This window comes from Kribbella sp. NBC_00662, assembly GCF_041430295.1.
Taxonomy (GTDB): domain Bacteria; phylum Actinomycetota; class Actinomycetes; order Propionibacteriales; family Kribbellaceae; genus Kribbella.
In genome coordinates this window covers 3,733,052-3,749,012 of sequence record NZ_CP109029.1, presented here as the reverse complement: position 1 = coordinate 3,749,012, position 15,961 = coordinate 3,733,052, and the positions used below count along the sequence as shown (strand labels likewise).

Annotated in this window: 12 protein-coding genes; 4 read left to right on the top strand and 8 right to left on the bottom strand. The window is 68.8% G+C overall.

Annotated features, from left to right (window positions below; translation table 11 throughout):
* Positions 1–56 precede the first annotated feature (56 nt).
* A complete protein-coding gene (locus OHA10_RS18860; protein ID WP_371407534.1) occupies positions 57–971 on the top strand; it encodes a carbohydrate kinase family protein in 915 nt (304 codons plus the stop codon).
* Positions 968–2,257, top strand: a complete 1,290-nt coding sequence (locus OHA10_RS18855) for an alpha-glucosidase/alpha-galactosidase (protein ID WP_371407533.1) — start codon at positions 968–970, stop codon at positions 2,255–2,257. The genes OHA10_RS18860 and OHA10_RS18855 overlap by 4 nt, the downstream gene beginning before the upstream one ends.
* Here the strand turns inward: OHA10_RS18855 and OHA10_RS18850 are convergent.
* Positions 2,221–3,177, bottom strand: a complete 957-nt coding sequence (locus tag OHA10_RS18850) for an NAD(P)H-dependent flavin oxidoreductase (protein WP_371407532.1) — start codon at positions 3,175–3,177, stop codon at positions 2,221–2,223. The two genes, OHA10_RS18855 and OHA10_RS18850, sit on opposite strands and share 37 nt — an antisense overlap.
* A gap of 70 nt (positions 3,178–3,247) precedes the next feature.
* Between OHA10_RS18850 and OHA10_RS18845 the strand changes: the two genes are divergently transcribed.
* Positions 3,248–4,489 (top strand): SGNH/GDSL hydrolase family protein, encoded by a 1,242-nt coding sequence (locus tag OHA10_RS18845; protein ID WP_371407531.1) that lies wholly within the window; start codon positions 3,248–3,250, stop codon positions 4,487–4,489.
* Between the two features lie 7 nt (positions 4,490–4,496).
* On the opposite strand, the gene secA is transcribed toward OHA10_RS18845, so the two are convergent.
* Positions 4,497–7,484 (bottom strand): preprotein translocase subunit SecA, encoded by a 2,988-nt coding sequence (gene secA / locus OHA10_RS18840; RefSeq protein WP_371407530.1) that lies wholly within the window; start codon positions 7,482–7,484, stop codon positions 4,497–4,499.
* A gap of 174 nt (positions 7,485–7,658) precedes the next feature.
* On the bottom strand, positions 7,659–8,873 hold the full coding sequence (locus tag OHA10_RS18835; RefSeq protein ID WP_371407529.1) for a winged helix-turn-helix domain-containing protein: 1,215 nt from the start codon (positions 8,871–8,873) through the stop codon (positions 7,659–7,661).
* Positions 8,874–9,007: 134 nt separating this feature from the next.
* Here OHA10_RS18835 and OHA10_RS18830 point away from each other — a divergent pair, with 134 nt between their 5' ends.
* On the top strand, positions 9,008–9,823 hold the full coding sequence (locus tag OHA10_RS18830) for a trypsin-like serine protease (protein WP_371407527.1): 816 nt from the start codon (positions 9,008–9,010) through the stop codon (positions 9,821–9,823).
* A gap of 68 nt (positions 9,824–9,891) precedes the next feature.
* On the opposite strand, the gene hpf is transcribed toward OHA10_RS18830, so the two are convergent.
* The 5 genes from hpf to mtrA form a co-directional block, all read right to left on the bottom strand.
* On the bottom strand, positions 9,892–10,518 hold the full coding sequence (gene hpf, locus OHA10_RS18825) for a ribosome hibernation-promoting factor, HPF/YfiA family (protein ID WP_371407526.1): 627 nt from the start codon (positions 10,516–10,518) through the stop codon (positions 9,892–9,894).
* Between the two features lie 238 nt (positions 10,519–10,756).
* Positions 10,757–11,446: a ComF family protein gene (locus tag OHA10_RS18820; RefSeq protein WP_371407525.1), complete on the bottom strand. Its 690-nt coding sequence runs from the start codon at positions 11,444–11,446 to the stop codon at positions 10,757–10,759.
* A gap of 65 nt (positions 11,447–11,511) precedes the next feature.
* Positions 11,512–13,284: an LpqB family beta-propeller domain-containing protein gene (locus OHA10_RS18815; protein ID WP_371407524.1), complete on the bottom strand. Its 1,773-nt coding sequence runs from the start codon at positions 13,282–13,284 to the stop codon at positions 11,512–11,514.
* Entirely contained in the window at positions 13,281–14,837 is a 1,557-nt protein-coding gene (gene mtrB, locus OHA10_RS18810) for an MtrAB system histidine kinase MtrB (RefSeq protein WP_371407962.1), read from the bottom strand. The genes OHA10_RS18815 and mtrB overlap by 4 nt, the downstream gene beginning before the upstream one ends.
* A gap of 275 nt (positions 14,838–15,112) precedes the next feature.
* Positions 15,113–15,790, bottom strand: coding sequence for an MtrAB system response regulator MtrA (gene mtrA / locus OHA10_RS18805; protein ID WP_130445425.1), 678 nt, complete (start codon positions 15,788–15,790; stop codon positions 15,113–15,115).
* Positions 15,791–15,961: the final 171 nt, after the last annotated feature.

Below are 15,961 nucleotides of genomic sequence, written 5' to 3'. Positions count from 1 at the left end.
CTCGTCGCTCCGGTCGCTTCGCTCCCTCCACTCCTCAGTCCAGGCCGGGAGGCCCCATGACCATCGATCTTCTCGTGATCGGCGATGCGAACCCCGACGTTGTCGTCGGGCCCGTCGCGCAGCCGATCCTCTTCGGGCAGCGGGAACGGCTGGTTCCCTCCGGCTCGCTGGTGCTCGGCGGATCGGCTTCGATCATGGCGTGCGGCGCTGCGCGGCTCGGGTTGCGCGTCGCGTTCGCCGGGCGGGTCGGCGACGATGCCGCCGGTGCGTTCGTGCGTACGGCGCTCGCGGACCGGGGCGTCGATGTTGACGCGCTGGTGACCGATCCGTCGCTTCCCACCCCGCTCACCACGATCCTCACCTCAGGGGACGATCGCGCGATCCTGACGTCAGCGGGATGTATGCCCAGTACGGCTGCGACGGATGTGCCTCGTTCGCTGCTGCGGTCGGTGCGGCATGTGCATGCGGGGTCGTTCTACCTGATGCCGGAGCTGGCGAGCGGGCTGGCGGGGATCTTCAAGGAGGCGAAGGCCGCCAAGGCCACCACGTCACTGGATCCGAACGACGATCCGGCCGGCAAGTGGGACCGGGTGGTCCTCGACCCGGTCCTGCGTGTCACCGACTACTTCCTCCCCAATGCGGCGGAGGCGCTGGCATTGACCGGTCACCACTCGGTGGAGGACGCCGCCGGCATCCTCGCCCGCCGCGGCCCGCTCGTTGTGGTCAAGAACGGGGCCGAGGGTGCATTCGCCCACAACGGTTCCAGGGTCATCACCGCACCGGCGGTGAAAGTAGACACGGTCGACACCGTCGGCGCAGGTGACAGCTTCGACGCCGGCTGGGTGGCCGCCGTACTCAACGGCATGAAACCTGATCGCGCACTGGCGATCGCCGCAACCTGCGGCTCGCTGTCCACGAGAGCCGCCGGCGGGACCGCGGCTCAATCAACCTGGGAAGAAGCCACGGCATGACGAAGATTGCTTTCATCGGTGCGGGCAGTGTGGTCTTCACCCAGGGACTGCTGGCCGATCTGTTCGGTCTCGATCTCGGTCCGTTGCAGATCGCGCTGCACGACATCGATCCCGAACGGCTCGACTCGGCGGCAGCGGCCGCGTCGTACCTCGCTCAGGACCGGCCGGTGCAGATCAGCGCGCACCTCGAACGGCGCGCGGCTCTGGAGAACGCCGACTTCGTGATCAACATCGTCCAGGTCGGGATGAACGAGGCGACGAAGATCGACTTCGAGATCCCGGCGCGGTACGGGATCCGGCAGACGATCGGCGACACGCTCGGCGTCGGCGGCGTGTTCCGGGCGCTCCGGACCTTCCCGGTACTGCGCGGGCTCGCGAAGGACATCGCCGAGGTCTGCCCGGACGCGTGGCTGCTGAACTACACGAACCCGATGGTGATGAACGTCTGGTACCTGAAGGCGCTCGGGGTCAAGAAGGTCGTCGGCCTCTGCCACTCGGTGTACTGGACGATGCAGGGCCTGTCCGAGCTGGTCGGCGTGCCGTACGAGGACGTCACGTACCTCGCGGCCGGCGTGAACCACCAGTCCTGGGTACTGCGTTTCGAACGCGGCGCCGAGAACCTGTACGACCGGTTGGACGAGGCGATCGCGGCGGACCCGGAGCTGCTCCGACGGGTACGCGTCGACATGTACCGCCGACTCGGGTTCTACCCGACCGAGACGAGCGAGCATTCCTCGGAGTACGTCCCGTGGTATCTCGGTCATGCCTCGGAGGTCGACCGACTGCGGTTGCCGATCGGCGCCTACCTGGAGATCGTCGCGGAGAACCTCGCGTCGTACGAGCAGACCCGCAGCGCCCTGAAAGCCGGCGAGCCCCTCGAGGTCGAACCGACGATGGAGTACGCCCCGCAGATCATCCACAGCATCGTCACGGGCACCCCTCGCACGGTCTACGCCAACGTCCCCAACACGGGCCTCATCCCCAACCTGCAGTCCGGAGCCACCGTCGAGGTCCCCAGCCTGGTCGACGCGTCGGGCGTCCAACCGACCGCGGTCGGCGAACTCCCACCCCAGTGCGCCGCCCTCAACCGCTCGTACCTCAACGTCGCCGAGCTCGCCGTCCACGCCGCGATCAACCACGACCCACGCGCCATCCGCCAGGCCGTCATGGTCGACCCGGCCACCTCCGGGACGCTACCGGTCGAACAGATCTGGGCCCTGTGCAACGACCTGGTCGTTGCTCACAACAACTACTTGGACCCGTCGCTGAGAGCGGCCCTCAAGTAGTCGCGGTACGACGCGAAGCCGGCCAGCACCTCGGCCGCGGTCGGCTCACCGGTCAGGGCGCCGACGCCCTCGCCCGCGTAGATCGATGCGCGGGCGGGGTCGGCGGCCTTGCTGCCTTCGACGTACTCCGCATGTCCTTCGTCGTCGGACTTGAGGTCCTGCTCGCGGCCTTCCCACGCGTCGAAGTATGCGTTGCGGAGCGCCCGGCCGCCGAACTCGTCCGGCCAACCGGCCCGCGACGCCGCGTCGAAGACCGTGCCGTAGACGGTGGCTGTCTCGTCGGCCGCGATGATCGCCTGCCGTGCGGACTCCTTGGTCTGTGCCTCGACGCAGGTGAGGAACGCCGTACCGATCCAGCCGCCGGCGGCACCCGCCGCCATCACGGCTGCCAGACCACGCGGGCCGGAGATCCCTCCGCCCGCGAGTACGGGCAGGTCGGTCAGATCCAGGACGGCCTGCAGCAACGGCAATGTGGCAACGGCATTCCGGCCGTGTCCTCCGGCCTCGGCGCCGCGCGCGACGATCAGGTCCACGCCGGCGGCGACGGCCTCGCGGGCGTCCGCGACCGTCCCGGCCTGGGTCGCGACGACGATGCCCGCCTGCTGCAGGGGTGCGACGTACGGCTGGTAGTCGCCGAAGCTGAGTGAGACGAGGGCCGGCTTGAGCTCGAGGATCGCTTCGAGGTGGTCCGGATGCTGGTCGACCGCCCAGGCCATCAATCCGACCCCGTACGGCTTGCCGCTCGCCGCCGCGATCGCACCCTCGGTCCGGATCCACTCGGCCGTCACCGCCGAACCCGCGCCGAGCATCCCCAGGCCGCCCGCAGCCGAGATCGCCGCGGTCAACCGGCCTCCACTCACATTCGCCATCGGCGCACCGATCACCGGCACCGACAGCCCGAACCTCTCCGTCAGCCACATGTGCTCATCATCACCCATCACAACCTCGGCACGCCGCTGTGCATCGAGACAGTGACGAAAGGAACCTGACGTGCGGGTTTTGCGGAGTTGGTGTGCTCTCGCGGGAGTGCTGGCTGTGCTGGTGGTCGTCGCGGCGCACACCTCACTCATCCCGGCGACGGCTCGGCAGACCCCGCCTGCGGCACCGGCGTGGCGTACGGCGTGGATGACGGCGATGCAGCAGCCCAACGCCAACCAGAACTGGTCCCGGCAAGGATTCGCCAACCAGTCTGTGCGTCAGGTGATCCGGCTGGGCTCGGGCGGATCCGACGTACGGATCAGGATCAGCAACCAGTACGGCGTACGGCCGCTCGAGCTGACCGGTGCGACCGTCGCCAAATCCGCGCGGGGCTCGGCGGTCGTGCCGGGATCAATGCAACTGGTGCGGTTCGGGGGCGCGTCGTCGGTCAGCATTCCGGCCGGTGGGGAGGTCGTGGGAGACGCGGTGACGATGCCTGGGCTGACGAGCGGAACGCAGCTCGCGGTCACGCTGTACTTCGCTCACGCGACCGGCCCGGCGACCTTCCACGAGTTCGGCGCCGCCGGAGCGTCGTACCGGGCGGCGGGTGACCAGCTCGAGGCCGGCGGGTCGGCGTACCGGGAGGCGAGTGGCGGCTGGTACTTCCTGACCGGCGTCGAGGTGACCCCGGCGGGCGACGGTTCGGTGGTCGCCTTCGGGGACTCGATCACCAACGGCTACACCGCTCCGCCCGGGCGGCGGTACCCGGACCTGCTGGCCGCACGCTCTGGCCGCTTGGTCCTCAACGCCGGACTCGGCGGCAACCGGCTGCTGACCGACTCCGCCTGCTACGGCGAGAAGGGCCTGACCCGGTTCCACCGCGACGTACTCGACCAGCCCGGTACGACGACCGCGATCGTCCTGATCGGCATCAACGACCTCGGCTACCCCGAAATCGCACCGACGTCCTGTACGACGCCGAACCCGCCGATCACGTCCGCGCAGCTCATCGCGGGCTACCGCGCGCTGATCCAGGACGCGCACTCGCGCGGGATCCGCATCGTCGGAGCGACGCTGACGCCATTCCGCGGCGCGTCGGTCTACACCGCCCACAGCGCGCAGCTCCGGACGGCGGTCAACGCGTGGATCAGGACGAGCGGTGAGTTCGACGCGGTGGCCGATTTCGCCGGCGCCCTCGCCGACCCGGCAGATCCGGGTCGGCTGGCGGCGAAGTACGACAGCGGCGACCACCTGCACCCCAACCAGGCCGGCTACCGGGCCATGGCCGACGCCGTCGACCTCACCACCCTCTGAACAAGCGTCAGAACTTGTAGACGTCCGACTGCGGGTCGCCGTGGCAGCGCTTGTACTTCTTGCCGGAGCCGCACGGGCAGGCCGCGTTGCGCGGAGTCCCGGCGTACTCGAGCTTGCCGTTCTCGACCGCGTCCTCGTGCATCGCGACCTCGTCGTCACCGTCGATGGTCGGAGCGGAGTACGACAGCCGCTGCGGGCGGCTCTCGGTGCTCAGGCCCTTGGCGCGCAGCCGCGGCGTGTCCCGCGGACGCGGGGTGTCCTGCGGCCGCTCCTCGCCGTCCGCGCTCCGGCCCGGGAACTCCGCGACCGGTGCACCCGGGGTGAGGATGTCCTCGATCCGACGGCCGGCCAGGTTCTCCTCGTCGGCCAGCGCCGCCTCGTTGGCGAGCTCCACCTCGGCGCGCATCGCCTCGATGTCGACCTCGACGTTGAAGATGAACCCGACCGACTCCTCCTTGATCGACTCCATCATCGAGGCGAACATGTCGTAGCCCTCGCGCTGGTACTCGACCAGCGGGTCGCGCTGCGCCATCGCCCGCAGGCCGATGCCCTCGCGCAGGTAGTCCATCTCGTACAGGTGTTCGCGCCACTTGCGGTCCAGGACACTCAGCACGACGCGCCGCTCCAGCTCGCGCATCGCCTCCTCGCCGAGCAGCTCCTCGCGCCGTTCGTACGCCGCGGTCGCGTCCTCGATGAACCGCTCGATCAGGAAGTCCTGGGTCAGACCGGCCTTCTCGCCGCCGGCCTCCTCGATCAGGTCCTCTTCGGTCAGCTCGGTCTGGTACAGCGTCCGCATCGCGGTGAACAGCGCGTCCAGGTCCCAGTCCTCGGCGAACCCGTCCGCGGTCGCGCCCTGCACGTAGCCGGTGACGGTCTCCTCGAGCATGTCCTGCACCTGGTCGCGCATGTCGGCGCCCTCGAGCACGCGGCGGCGCTCGTCGTACACGACGTGGCGCTGGCGGTTCATCACGTCGTCGTACTTGAGGATGTTCTTCCGGGTTTCGAAGTTCTGCGCCTCGACCTGGCCCTGCGCGGAGGCGATCGCCTTGGTGACGACCTTGTTCTCCAGCGGCTGGGTGTCGTCGTTGTTACGCGACATCGCCCAGTCGACCATCTCGCGCTTGAACAGCCGCATCAGGTCGTCCTCCAGCGACAGGTAGAACCGGGACTTGCCCGGGTCACCCTGCCGGCCGGCGCGACCGCGCAGCTGGTTGTCGATCCGGCGGGACTCGTGCCGCTCGGTGCCGAGCACGTAGAGGCCGCCGAGCTCGCGGACCTCTTCCTGCTCCTCCTTGACCTGCTTCTCGAACTGCTCGAGCAGGCTCGGGTACTCAGACTCGTACCGCTCGATGTCCTCGACCGGGTCGATGCCGCGGGCGCGCAACTCCTTGTCGGCCAGGAACTCCGGGTTGCCGCCGAGGATGATGTCGGTACCGCGACCGGCCATGTTGGTGGCCACCGTGACCGCACCCTTACGGCCGGCCTCGGCAACGATCGCCGCCTCACGCGCGTGCTGCTTCGCGTTCAGCACCTCGTGCTTGACGTTCTCCTTGAGCAGCTGGCGGGACAGCCGCTCGGACTTCTCCACCGACGTGGTGCCGACCAGGATCGGCTGCCCGGTCGCGTGCACCTCGACGATGTCCTTGACCACCGCGTCGAACTTGGCGTCCTCGGTGCGGTAGATCAGGTCCCGCTCCTCGACCCGGATCATCGGCTTGTTCGTCGGGATCGGGACCACGCCGAGCTTGTAGACCTTGGAGAACTCGTTCGCCTCGGTCATCGCCGTACCGGTCATGCCGGCCAGCTTCTTGTAGAGGCGGAAGTAGTTCTGCAGCGTGATCGTCGCGAGGGTCTGGTACTCCTCCTTGATCTCGACGCCTTCCTTGGCCTCGATCGCCTGGTGGAGCCCCTCGTTGTAGCGGCGGCCGTGCAGCGTGCGGCCGGTGTGCTCGTCGACGATCAGGACCTCTTCCTGGCCCTGGCTGCCGACGACCACGTAGTCCTTGTCCCGGTGGAACAGGTCCTTGGCCTTCAGCGCGTTGTTCAGGTAGCTGATCAGCGGGGTGTTGGCCGACTCGTACAGGTTGTCGATGCCGAGCCGGTCCTCGACCTTCTCGATCCCGCGCTCGAGGATCGCGACCGTGCGCTTCTTCTCGTCGACGTCGTAGTCGGCGACCCGGCGCTTGGTCTCGTCGATCTCGAGGTCGGTGACGCGGGGGTTCTTCCGCTTCAGCTCGGCCTCGTCGGCCAGCGTCCAGGCCTTCAGCACGTTCGCGATCCGGGCCATCTCGACGTACCAGCGCTGGGAGTCCTCGGCCGGGCCGGAGATGATCAGCGGGGTCCGGGCCTCGTCGACCAGGATCGAGTCCACCTCGTCCACGATCGCGTAGTTGTGCTCGCGCTGGACGCAGTCCTCGATGCTGCCCGCCATGTTGTCGCGCAGGTAGTCGAAGCCGAACTCGTTGTTGGTGCCGTAGGTGATGTCCTTGTTGTAGGCGATCCGGCGCTCGGCCGGGGACATCTCCGGCAGGATCACGCCGTAGTCGAGGCCGAGGAAGTGGTACACCCGGCCCATCCACTCGGCCTGGTACTTGGCCAGGTAGTCGTTCACCGTGACCACGTGCACGCCCTTGCCGGACAGCGCGTTCAGGTACGTCGGGAGGGTGCCGACCAGGGTCTTGCCCTCACCGGTCTTCATCTCGGCGATGTTGCCCAGGTGCAGCGCCGCGCCACCCATGATCTGCACGTCGTACGGGCGCTGGTGCAGGGTCCGCTTCGCGGCCTCCCGGACCACCGCGAAGGCCTCCGGCAGCAGCGCGTCGAGGGACTCCCCGTTCTCGTGACGTTGCTTGAAGTCCGCGGTCTGGCCGCGCAGCTCCTCGTCGGACATGGCGACGAAGTCGTCCTCGATGGAGTTGACCATCTTCGCGATGCCCTGGAGCTGGCGGAGGATCTTGCCCTCGCCGATCCGCAGGACCTTGTCGACAACCTTCATGGTGGGGAGTTCTCTCCTTGCTGCTGCTGCCTGGAAGCGGGCGACGCCGCATGGCACGACCGACCCCAGTGGGAAGGCGTGCGTCCCCCATCGTACGGGGCCGGGTGTGCCAAGCCACGCCCGCAGCGTTATCCGACCCACGCTCGGGCGGCCCGGAAAGTTCCCAGCAGTCTCTCAGAATCCACGCAGAGCGTCACTGAGCGCTGGCGAGAGGTCACCGCCACCGGCCACCCGAACCTGGTCCAGCCCGAGCCAGCCGGCCAGCTGGACGAGCTCGGCGGCCAGCTCCTCGGCGGTCTCCACCGGCGCCTTCGGCTCGGCGTGCGCCGACTGGACCAGCAGCACGCCGCCGGTGCGGTCGGCCTTCAGGTCCACCCGGGCGACCAACCGATCGCCGAGCAGGAACGGCAGCACGTAGTACCCGTAGATGCGTTTCTCGGCCGGGACGTAGATCTCGATCCGGTACCGGAAGTCGAACAGCACCTCGGTCCGGGTGCGCTCGAACACCAGCGAGTCGAACGGGCTGACCAGCGCCCGCGCGTTCACCCGGCGCGGCAGCCGTGCGTCCTTGTGCAGGTACGCCGGGCGCTTCCAGCCGTCGATCCGGACCGGAACCAGCTCGCCCTCCTCGACCAGCTCCGAGATCGCCTGCAGCGTCGGCTCCGGCGCCGTCCGGAAGTAGTCCCGCAGACACTGCGCGGTCGCAACTCCATGAGCCCGCGCCGCGATCGACACCAGGCCACGGTGCGCTTCGTCGAGCGTCGGAGTCGGCGTCTCCACGACATCCCGGGGCAGCACCCGCTCCGGTACGTCGTACAGCCGCTCGAACTGCTGGTTGCGGCGGGCGACCGTGATCTCGCCGGCGAAGAACAGGAACTCGAGGGCGCGCTTCACGTCGGACCAGTTCCAGCCCCAGTTGTCCTTGGTGCGCTCGACGTCGTCGTCGATCTCGCGAGCGGTCAACGGCCCCTGGTCGCGGACGTCGGCCAGCACCTGCTTGACCAGATCGGGCCGCTCCTTCGCGATCGACCGCGGGCCGCCCCAGGCCTCGGTCGTCGCGCGCGCCATCCGCCAGCGCATCAGCGGATGGGTGTCGACCGGGATCAGCGAGGCCTCGTGCGCCCAGTACTCCACCAATCGGCGCGGCGCCTTCCCCGCTGCCCGATCGAGCAGCTCGCGCGGATACGGCCCGAGGCGGGAGTAGAGCGGCAGGTACTGCGTGCGGCTCAGCACGTTGACCGAGTCGATCTGGATCAGCCCGATACGGCTCAGCACCCGGCTCAGGGCCCGCATGTCCGGAGTGCCCTTCGGCCTGGGATCGGTGAATCCCTGCGCCGCGAGCGCCACCCGGCGCGCCTGAGCCGTCGAGAGCTGTAGCTGCGTCGTCATACCCGGAATTCTGCCGGAGCGCACCGACATAACTCCGAAGTGACCGAAAGTGGGAGGTGCGCTACGGATGGTGTTCGGGAGAACCTGCGAGGAGGCCACCCGCCCGCGTGGCCCCTATCTCCCTGGAGTGAGGCATGACAGGAAACAAGCTTGTGGTCCGCGCTGCCCTGGCGGCCGGCGTACTGACCGCGGCGTCCCTCGGTGCGGTGGCCGTAGCCGGCTCCGCGTCGGCCGCGCAGTCACCCGACGGACCGAAGACCCGGATCGTCGGCGGCACCATCGCCCACACCGCAGACGCCCCCTGGGCCATCCAGCTGTCGAACAGCGGCTCCCCCGACCCGACCGGTGAGTACTGCGGGTCGACGCTGGTAGCGGCGAACAAGATCGTCACGGCGGCACACTGCACCACCGAGGCCGCGTCGACCTACACCGCGATCCAGGGCCGGGACGTGCTGAGCGACAAGTCCACCGGCAAGGAATCCAAGATCAGCAACATCTGGGTGGACCCGGAGTACGGCAAGCAGCCCGGTCACGACGTCGCCGTACTGACGCTGGCCACGCCGTTCGACGGCGTACCGACGCTGGCGCTCGAGACCGACAAGGGCGCGGACGCGGCCGGCGCGGCGTCGGTCGTCTACGGGTGGGGCGACACCGAGGACACCGGGCCGGCGGACACCTTCCAGAAGGTCGACGTACCGGTGCTCGGTGACTCCTACTGCTCCCAGGTCTATGCGAGCGAGGGGTACACCGCCGACGGCGAGATCTGCGCCGGCTACGAAGAAGGCGGCAAGGACTCCTGCCAGGGCGACTCCGGCGGACCGCTGGTCCTGAACGGCCGTTTGTTCGGCGTCGTCTCCTGGGGCGTCGGCTGCGCGGACGCCGGCAACCCCGGTGTGTACGCCGAGGTCGCGACGTACGCCGACGAGCTCCAGCAGCAGATCGACAGCTGAGAGGTCAGTAGGGCGAAGCGGAGGGGCCGGGCGATTGCCCGGCCCCTCCGTCCTGCTCCTCCCGAGGTCTAGACGGCCAGGCGGATCACGCCGTAGTCGTAGCCGCGACGGCGGTAGACGACGCTGGGCTGGTTCTCGTCGGCGTCGACGAACAGGTAGAAGTCGTGCCCGACCAGTTCGAGCTCGTAGAGCGCCTGGTCCAGGGTCATCGGCTTGGCGGTGTGGGTCTTCTCCCGCATCACCAGCGGTCCGTCGCCGGTGACCAGAAGAGATCCGTACTTGTGCGTCGCCACCTCTTCCTCGGCGACTGGTTCCTCCACTACCGGTGCATTGCCGTTGAGCGGCTGCTTCGCGTTCACGTGCCGCAAGCCCTCCGGGCCACGCTCACCGCGGTGCACCCGGCGGCGGTCGGCCGCCTTGCGGACCTGGGACCGGAGCCGGTCCAGGCAGACGTCGAATGCCGCCTGCTTGGTCTCGCCGCAGGCTTCTGCGCGGACCACCGGACCCTTGGTGTACATGGTGAGCTCGACACGCATCGCTCGATCGTGCTGTCGCGGGTTCTTTTCCTGGCTGACTTCCACCTCGCAACGCAGTACCCGGTGATCGACCTTCTCGATCCGCTCGAGTTTTTCCTCGACGTACTGCCGGAAGCGGTCACTGACCTCGCAGTGATGACCCTTGACAACGACGTCCACGGAAACCTCCATCGATCGGCGACTCTCTGTTACGTCCGCGGGCCCCCGTCTTTCGTGTCCTCGCTCTGCTGTTGGCGATTGGGGCACCCGAAACGAGAACACCCGCGGTCGAGCCGGTCGGACTCCGCGGCCAGGAATCCGGCTGATCCGGTCCTGCGCCACTCCACTGCCCGACAAGCCCCTGCGGGTGTCATAGGCCAACGCTAGTCGGCTTCGGCGAAAACCGGTAGGGAAGTTCTCATGAACCAGACGGCGAAAGCCGTTGCGTCGCGGCCAGAACGGCACAGCCGAGGACCGGAACACCCCGGGATTCCAAGGCGCGGCAGGCTTCGCCGAGCGTGGAACCGGTGGTGATCACGTCGTCGACCAGCAGGACCGGTTGATCCATCAGCGTTTCAGCCCAGCGCGAACGCAGCCCGAAAGCCCCGTCCAGGTTGGCGGTACGGCGTTCCGCGGACAGTCCGGCCTGGTCCTCGGGACGCCGTAGGACGCGCAGCGCGTCGGCCGTCCGGGCGTCGAATCCCTGCCTGCGCAGCGATCTGACGGCAGCCTTCGTAATCCGCCGCAGTGGATCGTGCCCGCGCTGCCGCACCGTTGCCGGCGACGACGGCACCGGGCACAACCAGGTCGCGCGCCGGTCCCCCAGCGCGGTCCGGACGACGCTTGCCAGCAGCCGGCCCAGTGGCTTCGCGAGGGCGTACCGGGCGTGCTCCTTGTGGGCCAGGATGAGGGCCCGGAGCTCCCCGGCGTACGGCGCGGCGGCGGTCGGCGTACGGAGTCCGGGCGGGCGCGGGTCGGGCCATGCACGGAACGGAGTCAGCGTCGTCAGTAGCCCCCGGCAACCATCACAGAGAGTGACACCGGGCCGGTCGCAGCCCGCGCACCGGCCGCCCAGGACGAGATCCACGAACGCGTCCCGGACCGGCACCGCACCACCATCCGCCGAACCGGCCGCCGACCGCAACCACCCGGTCGCCGGCCTGTGGACAACTGTCAGCCGGGGTACGTCGGGGTGATCGCCGCCGCGCCGCCGCCGACGGAGTCCGGCGAGACCCAGATCAGGTCCCGGCTGAGCCAGTGGATGCGGCCGGCGTCGTCCTCGATCACCGGCAGGGTGTCCTTGTTCGGGTTCGAGGCGACGTACTGCGGCCGGAAGTCAGGCGTCGAGCCGGGCAGCAGCTGCAGGCTGGACCCGTCGGTATTGACCAGCCAGGCCTGCCGGGCGGAGTTGCTGACCACGCTGCTCGCGCCGATGACCACGATGCCCTGCTTGTTCCAGGCCGCGTCGGTGATGTTGTTGAGCGCAAGTCGCAGCTGACGAAGCTGCCCGAGCACCAGCTGCTTGCCGCTGCCGGTGGTCTGGATCGTGCCGGTCTGCACGTAGTTCTGGCCGCCGGACTTCGGCCTCATCACCAGCAGTGCCCGGACGCCGTCAGGCGCCATCCGCAGGTCCAGCGGGACGTCTCCCTTGAAGTCGACCGCTACCACGGTCAGGCGGCCGTCGTGATCACGGACGCGCAGCCGCGGGTGAGGCGTGCCGGCCCTGTCCAGGATCCACAGGTCGTCCTGGTTGTCGAAGCTCGGCTGCAGCGTCTGCCCTTCGACCTTGATCGGGACGGTATCGGCGTCCTTGTCGGTCGTGTCCAGCGGGCCGTACAGGACCTCGTTCCCGTTGGCGGTGACGATCGCCCCCGCTTCGCCGCGCAGGCTGACCGCGAACGACTTGGCCTTGTGTGCCCAGAGCGGACTGGAGTTGAGCGGCTGCGCCGCGATCTCCGATGCCCCGTCCAGGCCGGCGATCCGCTGCACCCGCTGGTGCTGCAGTCCGTAGAGCTTGGTCTGGGACCCGGCCGACACCTGCGGGTCGAACTGGCTGAAGTTGGCGAACGGCAGCACGTCCGGGTCGTCCGGGAGCAGCGGTGCGCCGCCCACGGTGATCTTGGCCCTCAGATTGAGCTGATTGAGCGTCCAGACGATCTGAGCGGCCAGCAGCCGCCGGTCCGGGTCGCGCAACGCACCTGCGTTGTCGTTGAGCGCCACGGTGGCCACACCGAAGTCGACGGGCACAGACACCTGGACCTCGGTGCCCGGAGGAGCCAGGGTGACCACTCCGTTGCCGAGCCGGGTGGTCGGGCCCTTCAGCAGCTCCTGGATCAGCTGCGTCGCGCCCTGGCCGGGCGAGAGGTTCTGCGGCAGGTAGACCGGGTCCGGCACCAGGATGTTGCGGCTCTGGTTGAAGAAGTAGAGGTCGCGCGGTGCGAGCTTCAGGTCGACCTGGTTGCTACCGAGGTACGCACCGGGCGGGACCGAGTCGACGCGGAACTGACCGTCGATCTTCTTCAGCTTGAACAGGAAGTCGGCCCGGTCGGTCGCCGCCGCGGGGATCCACTCGCCGCGCTCTCCGATGGTGGCGATCTTCTGGGCGGTCAGCTGGACCCCGTCGCCCACGCGGGTGAGTGACTCGGGACTCTGGTCGTACACGACGGTTTGCGCCTCGGGCTGCCATTTCGCCGCGGCTTCGGGCGTCATGTACTGCCGTGCGACGTCGAACGCCTGCGAGTCCGACATGGCCTCCAGGAACCCGCTGACGATCGCCATCTCGCTGACATTCGCCCGCGGCGGCTTCGCCTCGACACCGACACCGCCCAGGTCCTGCGCACGTCCCTGCCGCTCCCCGCTGCGGATGGTGCCCTTGGTCGGTACGGCGGCGCAGCCGGCGAGCAGCGCGACAGCGGCCAGCAGGACCACGAGCAACCTGCGCCTCACCGGTCCTCACCGCCACTCAGCTTCTGGTACGGCGCTCCGACGTCGACGAGCTCGGTGACGACCCGGGTCGCGTCGGGCGGCCGGGGCGGCAGCGGCGAACCGGTCAGCGCCGTGTCCGGCCGGCGTGGCAGCGTGAGGCGGAAGTACGCGCCGTCGCCCGGCGAACCCCACGCGTCCAGCCGGCCGCCGTGCAGCCTGGCGTCCTCGAGCGCGATCGACAGGCCCAGGCCGGTGCCACCGGTGGTCCGGGCGCGGGCCGGGTCGGCCCGCCAGAACCGGCTGAACACCATCTCCGCTTCCTCGGCGCGGAACCCGACACCGTGGTCGCGGACGGCGACTGCGGCAGCGTCCTCGTCGTACGCGGTGCTGATCCGGATCGGCAGGCCCTCGCTGTGCTCGATGGCGTTGCCGATCAGGTTGCGCAGGATCCGCTCGATCCGCCGCGAGTCCACCTTGGCGCGGCACGGCTCCGGCATGTCCAGCTGGACCTCGCAGCCCTTGCGGTGCAGCAGAGTCTCGTGGTTCTCCAGGACCCGGCTGACGATGTCGCGCAGGTCGACGTCCTCGAGGTCGAGCGCCGCGGCGCCTGCGTCGAACCTGCTGATCTCCAGCAGGTCGGCGAGCAGTTCCTCGAACCGGTTGAGCTCGTTCTGCAGCAGTTCGACCGAGCGACGGCTGATCGGGTCGAACTGGTCGCGGCTCTCGTGCAGTAGATCGGCAGCCATGCGGACAGTGGTCAGCGGCGTACGGAGTTCGTGGGAGACGTCAGAGACGAACCGGCGCTGCAGCCGGGACAGCTCCTCCAGCCGGCGGATCTGCCGCTGCAGGTTGGAGGCCATCTTGTTGAACGACACCGCGAGGCGGGCCAGGTCGTCCGTACCGCGGACCTGCATCCGCTCCTCGAGCTTGCCGGCGGCGAGCCGCTCGGCGATCCGCCGCGCCATCCGGACCGGTGTCACGACCTGACGGGTGACCAGCCAGGCCACAGCACCGAGCAGAACGATCAGCAGCAGACCTGCGGTCACCAGAGCACGCTGTACGACGTCGAGCGTCTCCTGCTGCGCGGTCAGCGGGAACAGGAAGTAGATCGCGTACCGGTCGCCGGTGGAGTTGATCCGGATCTGCGACCCGATCACCAGCCCTGGCACGCCGGGGGCGTCGCGGTAGTTGATCTCGGTGTAGGTGTCCCACAGCTTGGAGTCGTCGCTCATCACCGAGGACGCCAGCGCCTCCGGGATCGAGTCGCTGTCGACCAGACCGGTGTAGCGGATCGCGTTGGACGCCGCCTGGTCGGTCGGCACCAGCAGGACGTCGTACAGGCCTGGGCGGTTGGAGCCGAGGACCAGCTCGGACAGCTGCTGGTTGATGGTGTTGCGGTTCGCGGCGTCGATCGTGATGGACAGCTGGGCCAACTGAGCCCGTACCTCGGCCTGCGCACTGGTACGACGGGACTCCAGGACACCGTCGGTGACCTGGCTCATCATCACCCAGCCGACCAGGATCAGCACCAGCGTCGACATCAGCAGGGTGCCGGTGACGATCCGGGCCTGGATGGAGCGGCGCCAGATGTCCGGCCAGTGCTTGGGGTGCGTCCGCCAGATCGGCTGCGGCTGGGCAGACCAGTCCGCCGCGGCGACGGTCAGTTCCAGCTCCGTCCCGCGGGATTGCGGCGCCTCCTGCTCCGGAGGTGCCGTCGACTGCCTCTGCTCCTGCCCGGTCTGTTGACCGGCCTGCTGCCCGGTGTGTTGCCCGGTGTGCTCCTCGGCGACCGGGTCGGTTACCGGGTCACCGGTGGCAGCCTGCGACTCTTGGCCGCGTCCGTACTCGATCAGTCCGCACCCGCCTTGTATCCGACCCCGCGGACCGTGACCACGATCTCCGGGTGCTCAGGGTCCTTCTCGATCTTGGAGCGCAGTCGCTGGACATGCACGTTCACCAGCCGGGTGTCGGCCGCGTGGCGGTAGCCCCAGACCTGCTCCAGCAGCACCTCGCGGGTGAACACCTGCCAGGGCTTCGACGCCAGGCAGACCAGCAGATCGAACTCCAGCGGCGTCAGCTGGATCGTCTCGCCGGCCCGCTTCACCGAGTGGCCGGCCACGTCGATGGTGAGGTCGCCGATGGTCAGCGACTCCGGGCCGGGCTCGTCCATCCGGCGCAGCCGGGCCCGGATCCGGGCCACCAGCTCCTTGGGTTTGAACGGCTTCACGACGTAGTCGTCGGCACCCGACTCCAGGCCGAGCACCACGTCGACGGTGTCGCTCTTGGCGGTCAGCATCACGATCGGCACCCCGGACTCGGCCCGGATCGCCCGGCAGACGTCGATCCCGTCCATCCCCGGCAGCATCAGGTCGAGCAGCAGCAGATCGGGCTTGAACTCCCGGAATGCCGGTACCGCCTTGTCACCGGTTGCGACCAGATAGGTGTCGTAGCCCTCGTTGCGCAGCACGATGCTGAGCATCTCCGACAACGCGGTGTCGTCGTCGACGATGAGGATGCGGCCCCGCATCGTCCGGTTACCGTCTGCCACGCCCTACTCCTTGCCGTCCGATCGGTGTGCGGCCGGCGGGTGCAGGCCGTACGCACTACGGATAGTGTCCCATTCCCCCGGTAGTGCACACGCCGGATCGCCGTGTGACCCCGAGTTGGGCTGTGATCATCCGGGATCATGGTGCACTTC

What these genes read in the sequence shown, in the direction of transcription:
- OHA10_RS18860 (WP_371407534.1), top strand. Translation starts at nt 57, where the DNA reads ATGACCATCGATCTTCTCGTGATCGGCGATGCGAACCCCGACGTTGTC.
- OHA10_RS18855 (WP_371407533.1), top strand. Translation starts at nt 968, where the DNA reads ATGACGAAGATTGCTTTCATCGGTGCGGGCAGTGTGGTCTTCACCCAG.
- OHA10_RS18850 (WP_371407532.1), bottom strand. Translation starts at nt 3,177, where the DNA reads ATGTGGCTGACGGAGAGGTTCGGGCTGTCGGTGCCGGTGATCGGTGCG.
- secA (WP_371407530.1), bottom strand. Translation starts at nt 7,484, where the DNA reads ATGAAGGTTGTCGACAAGGTCCTGCGGATCGGCGAGGGCAAGATCCTC.
- OHA10_RS18835 (WP_371407529.1), bottom strand. Translation starts at nt 8,873, where the DNA reads ATGACGACGCAGCTACAGCTCTCGACGGCTCAGGCGCGCCGGGTGGCG.
- OHA10_RS18830 (WP_371407527.1), top strand. Translation starts at nt 9,008, where the DNA reads ATGACAGGAAACAAGCTTGTGGTCCGCGCTGCCCTGGCGGCCGGCGTA.
- mtrA (WP_130445425.1), bottom strand. Translation starts at nt 15,790, where the DNA reads ATGCGGGGCCGCATCCTCATCGTCGACGACGACACCGCGTTGTCGGAG.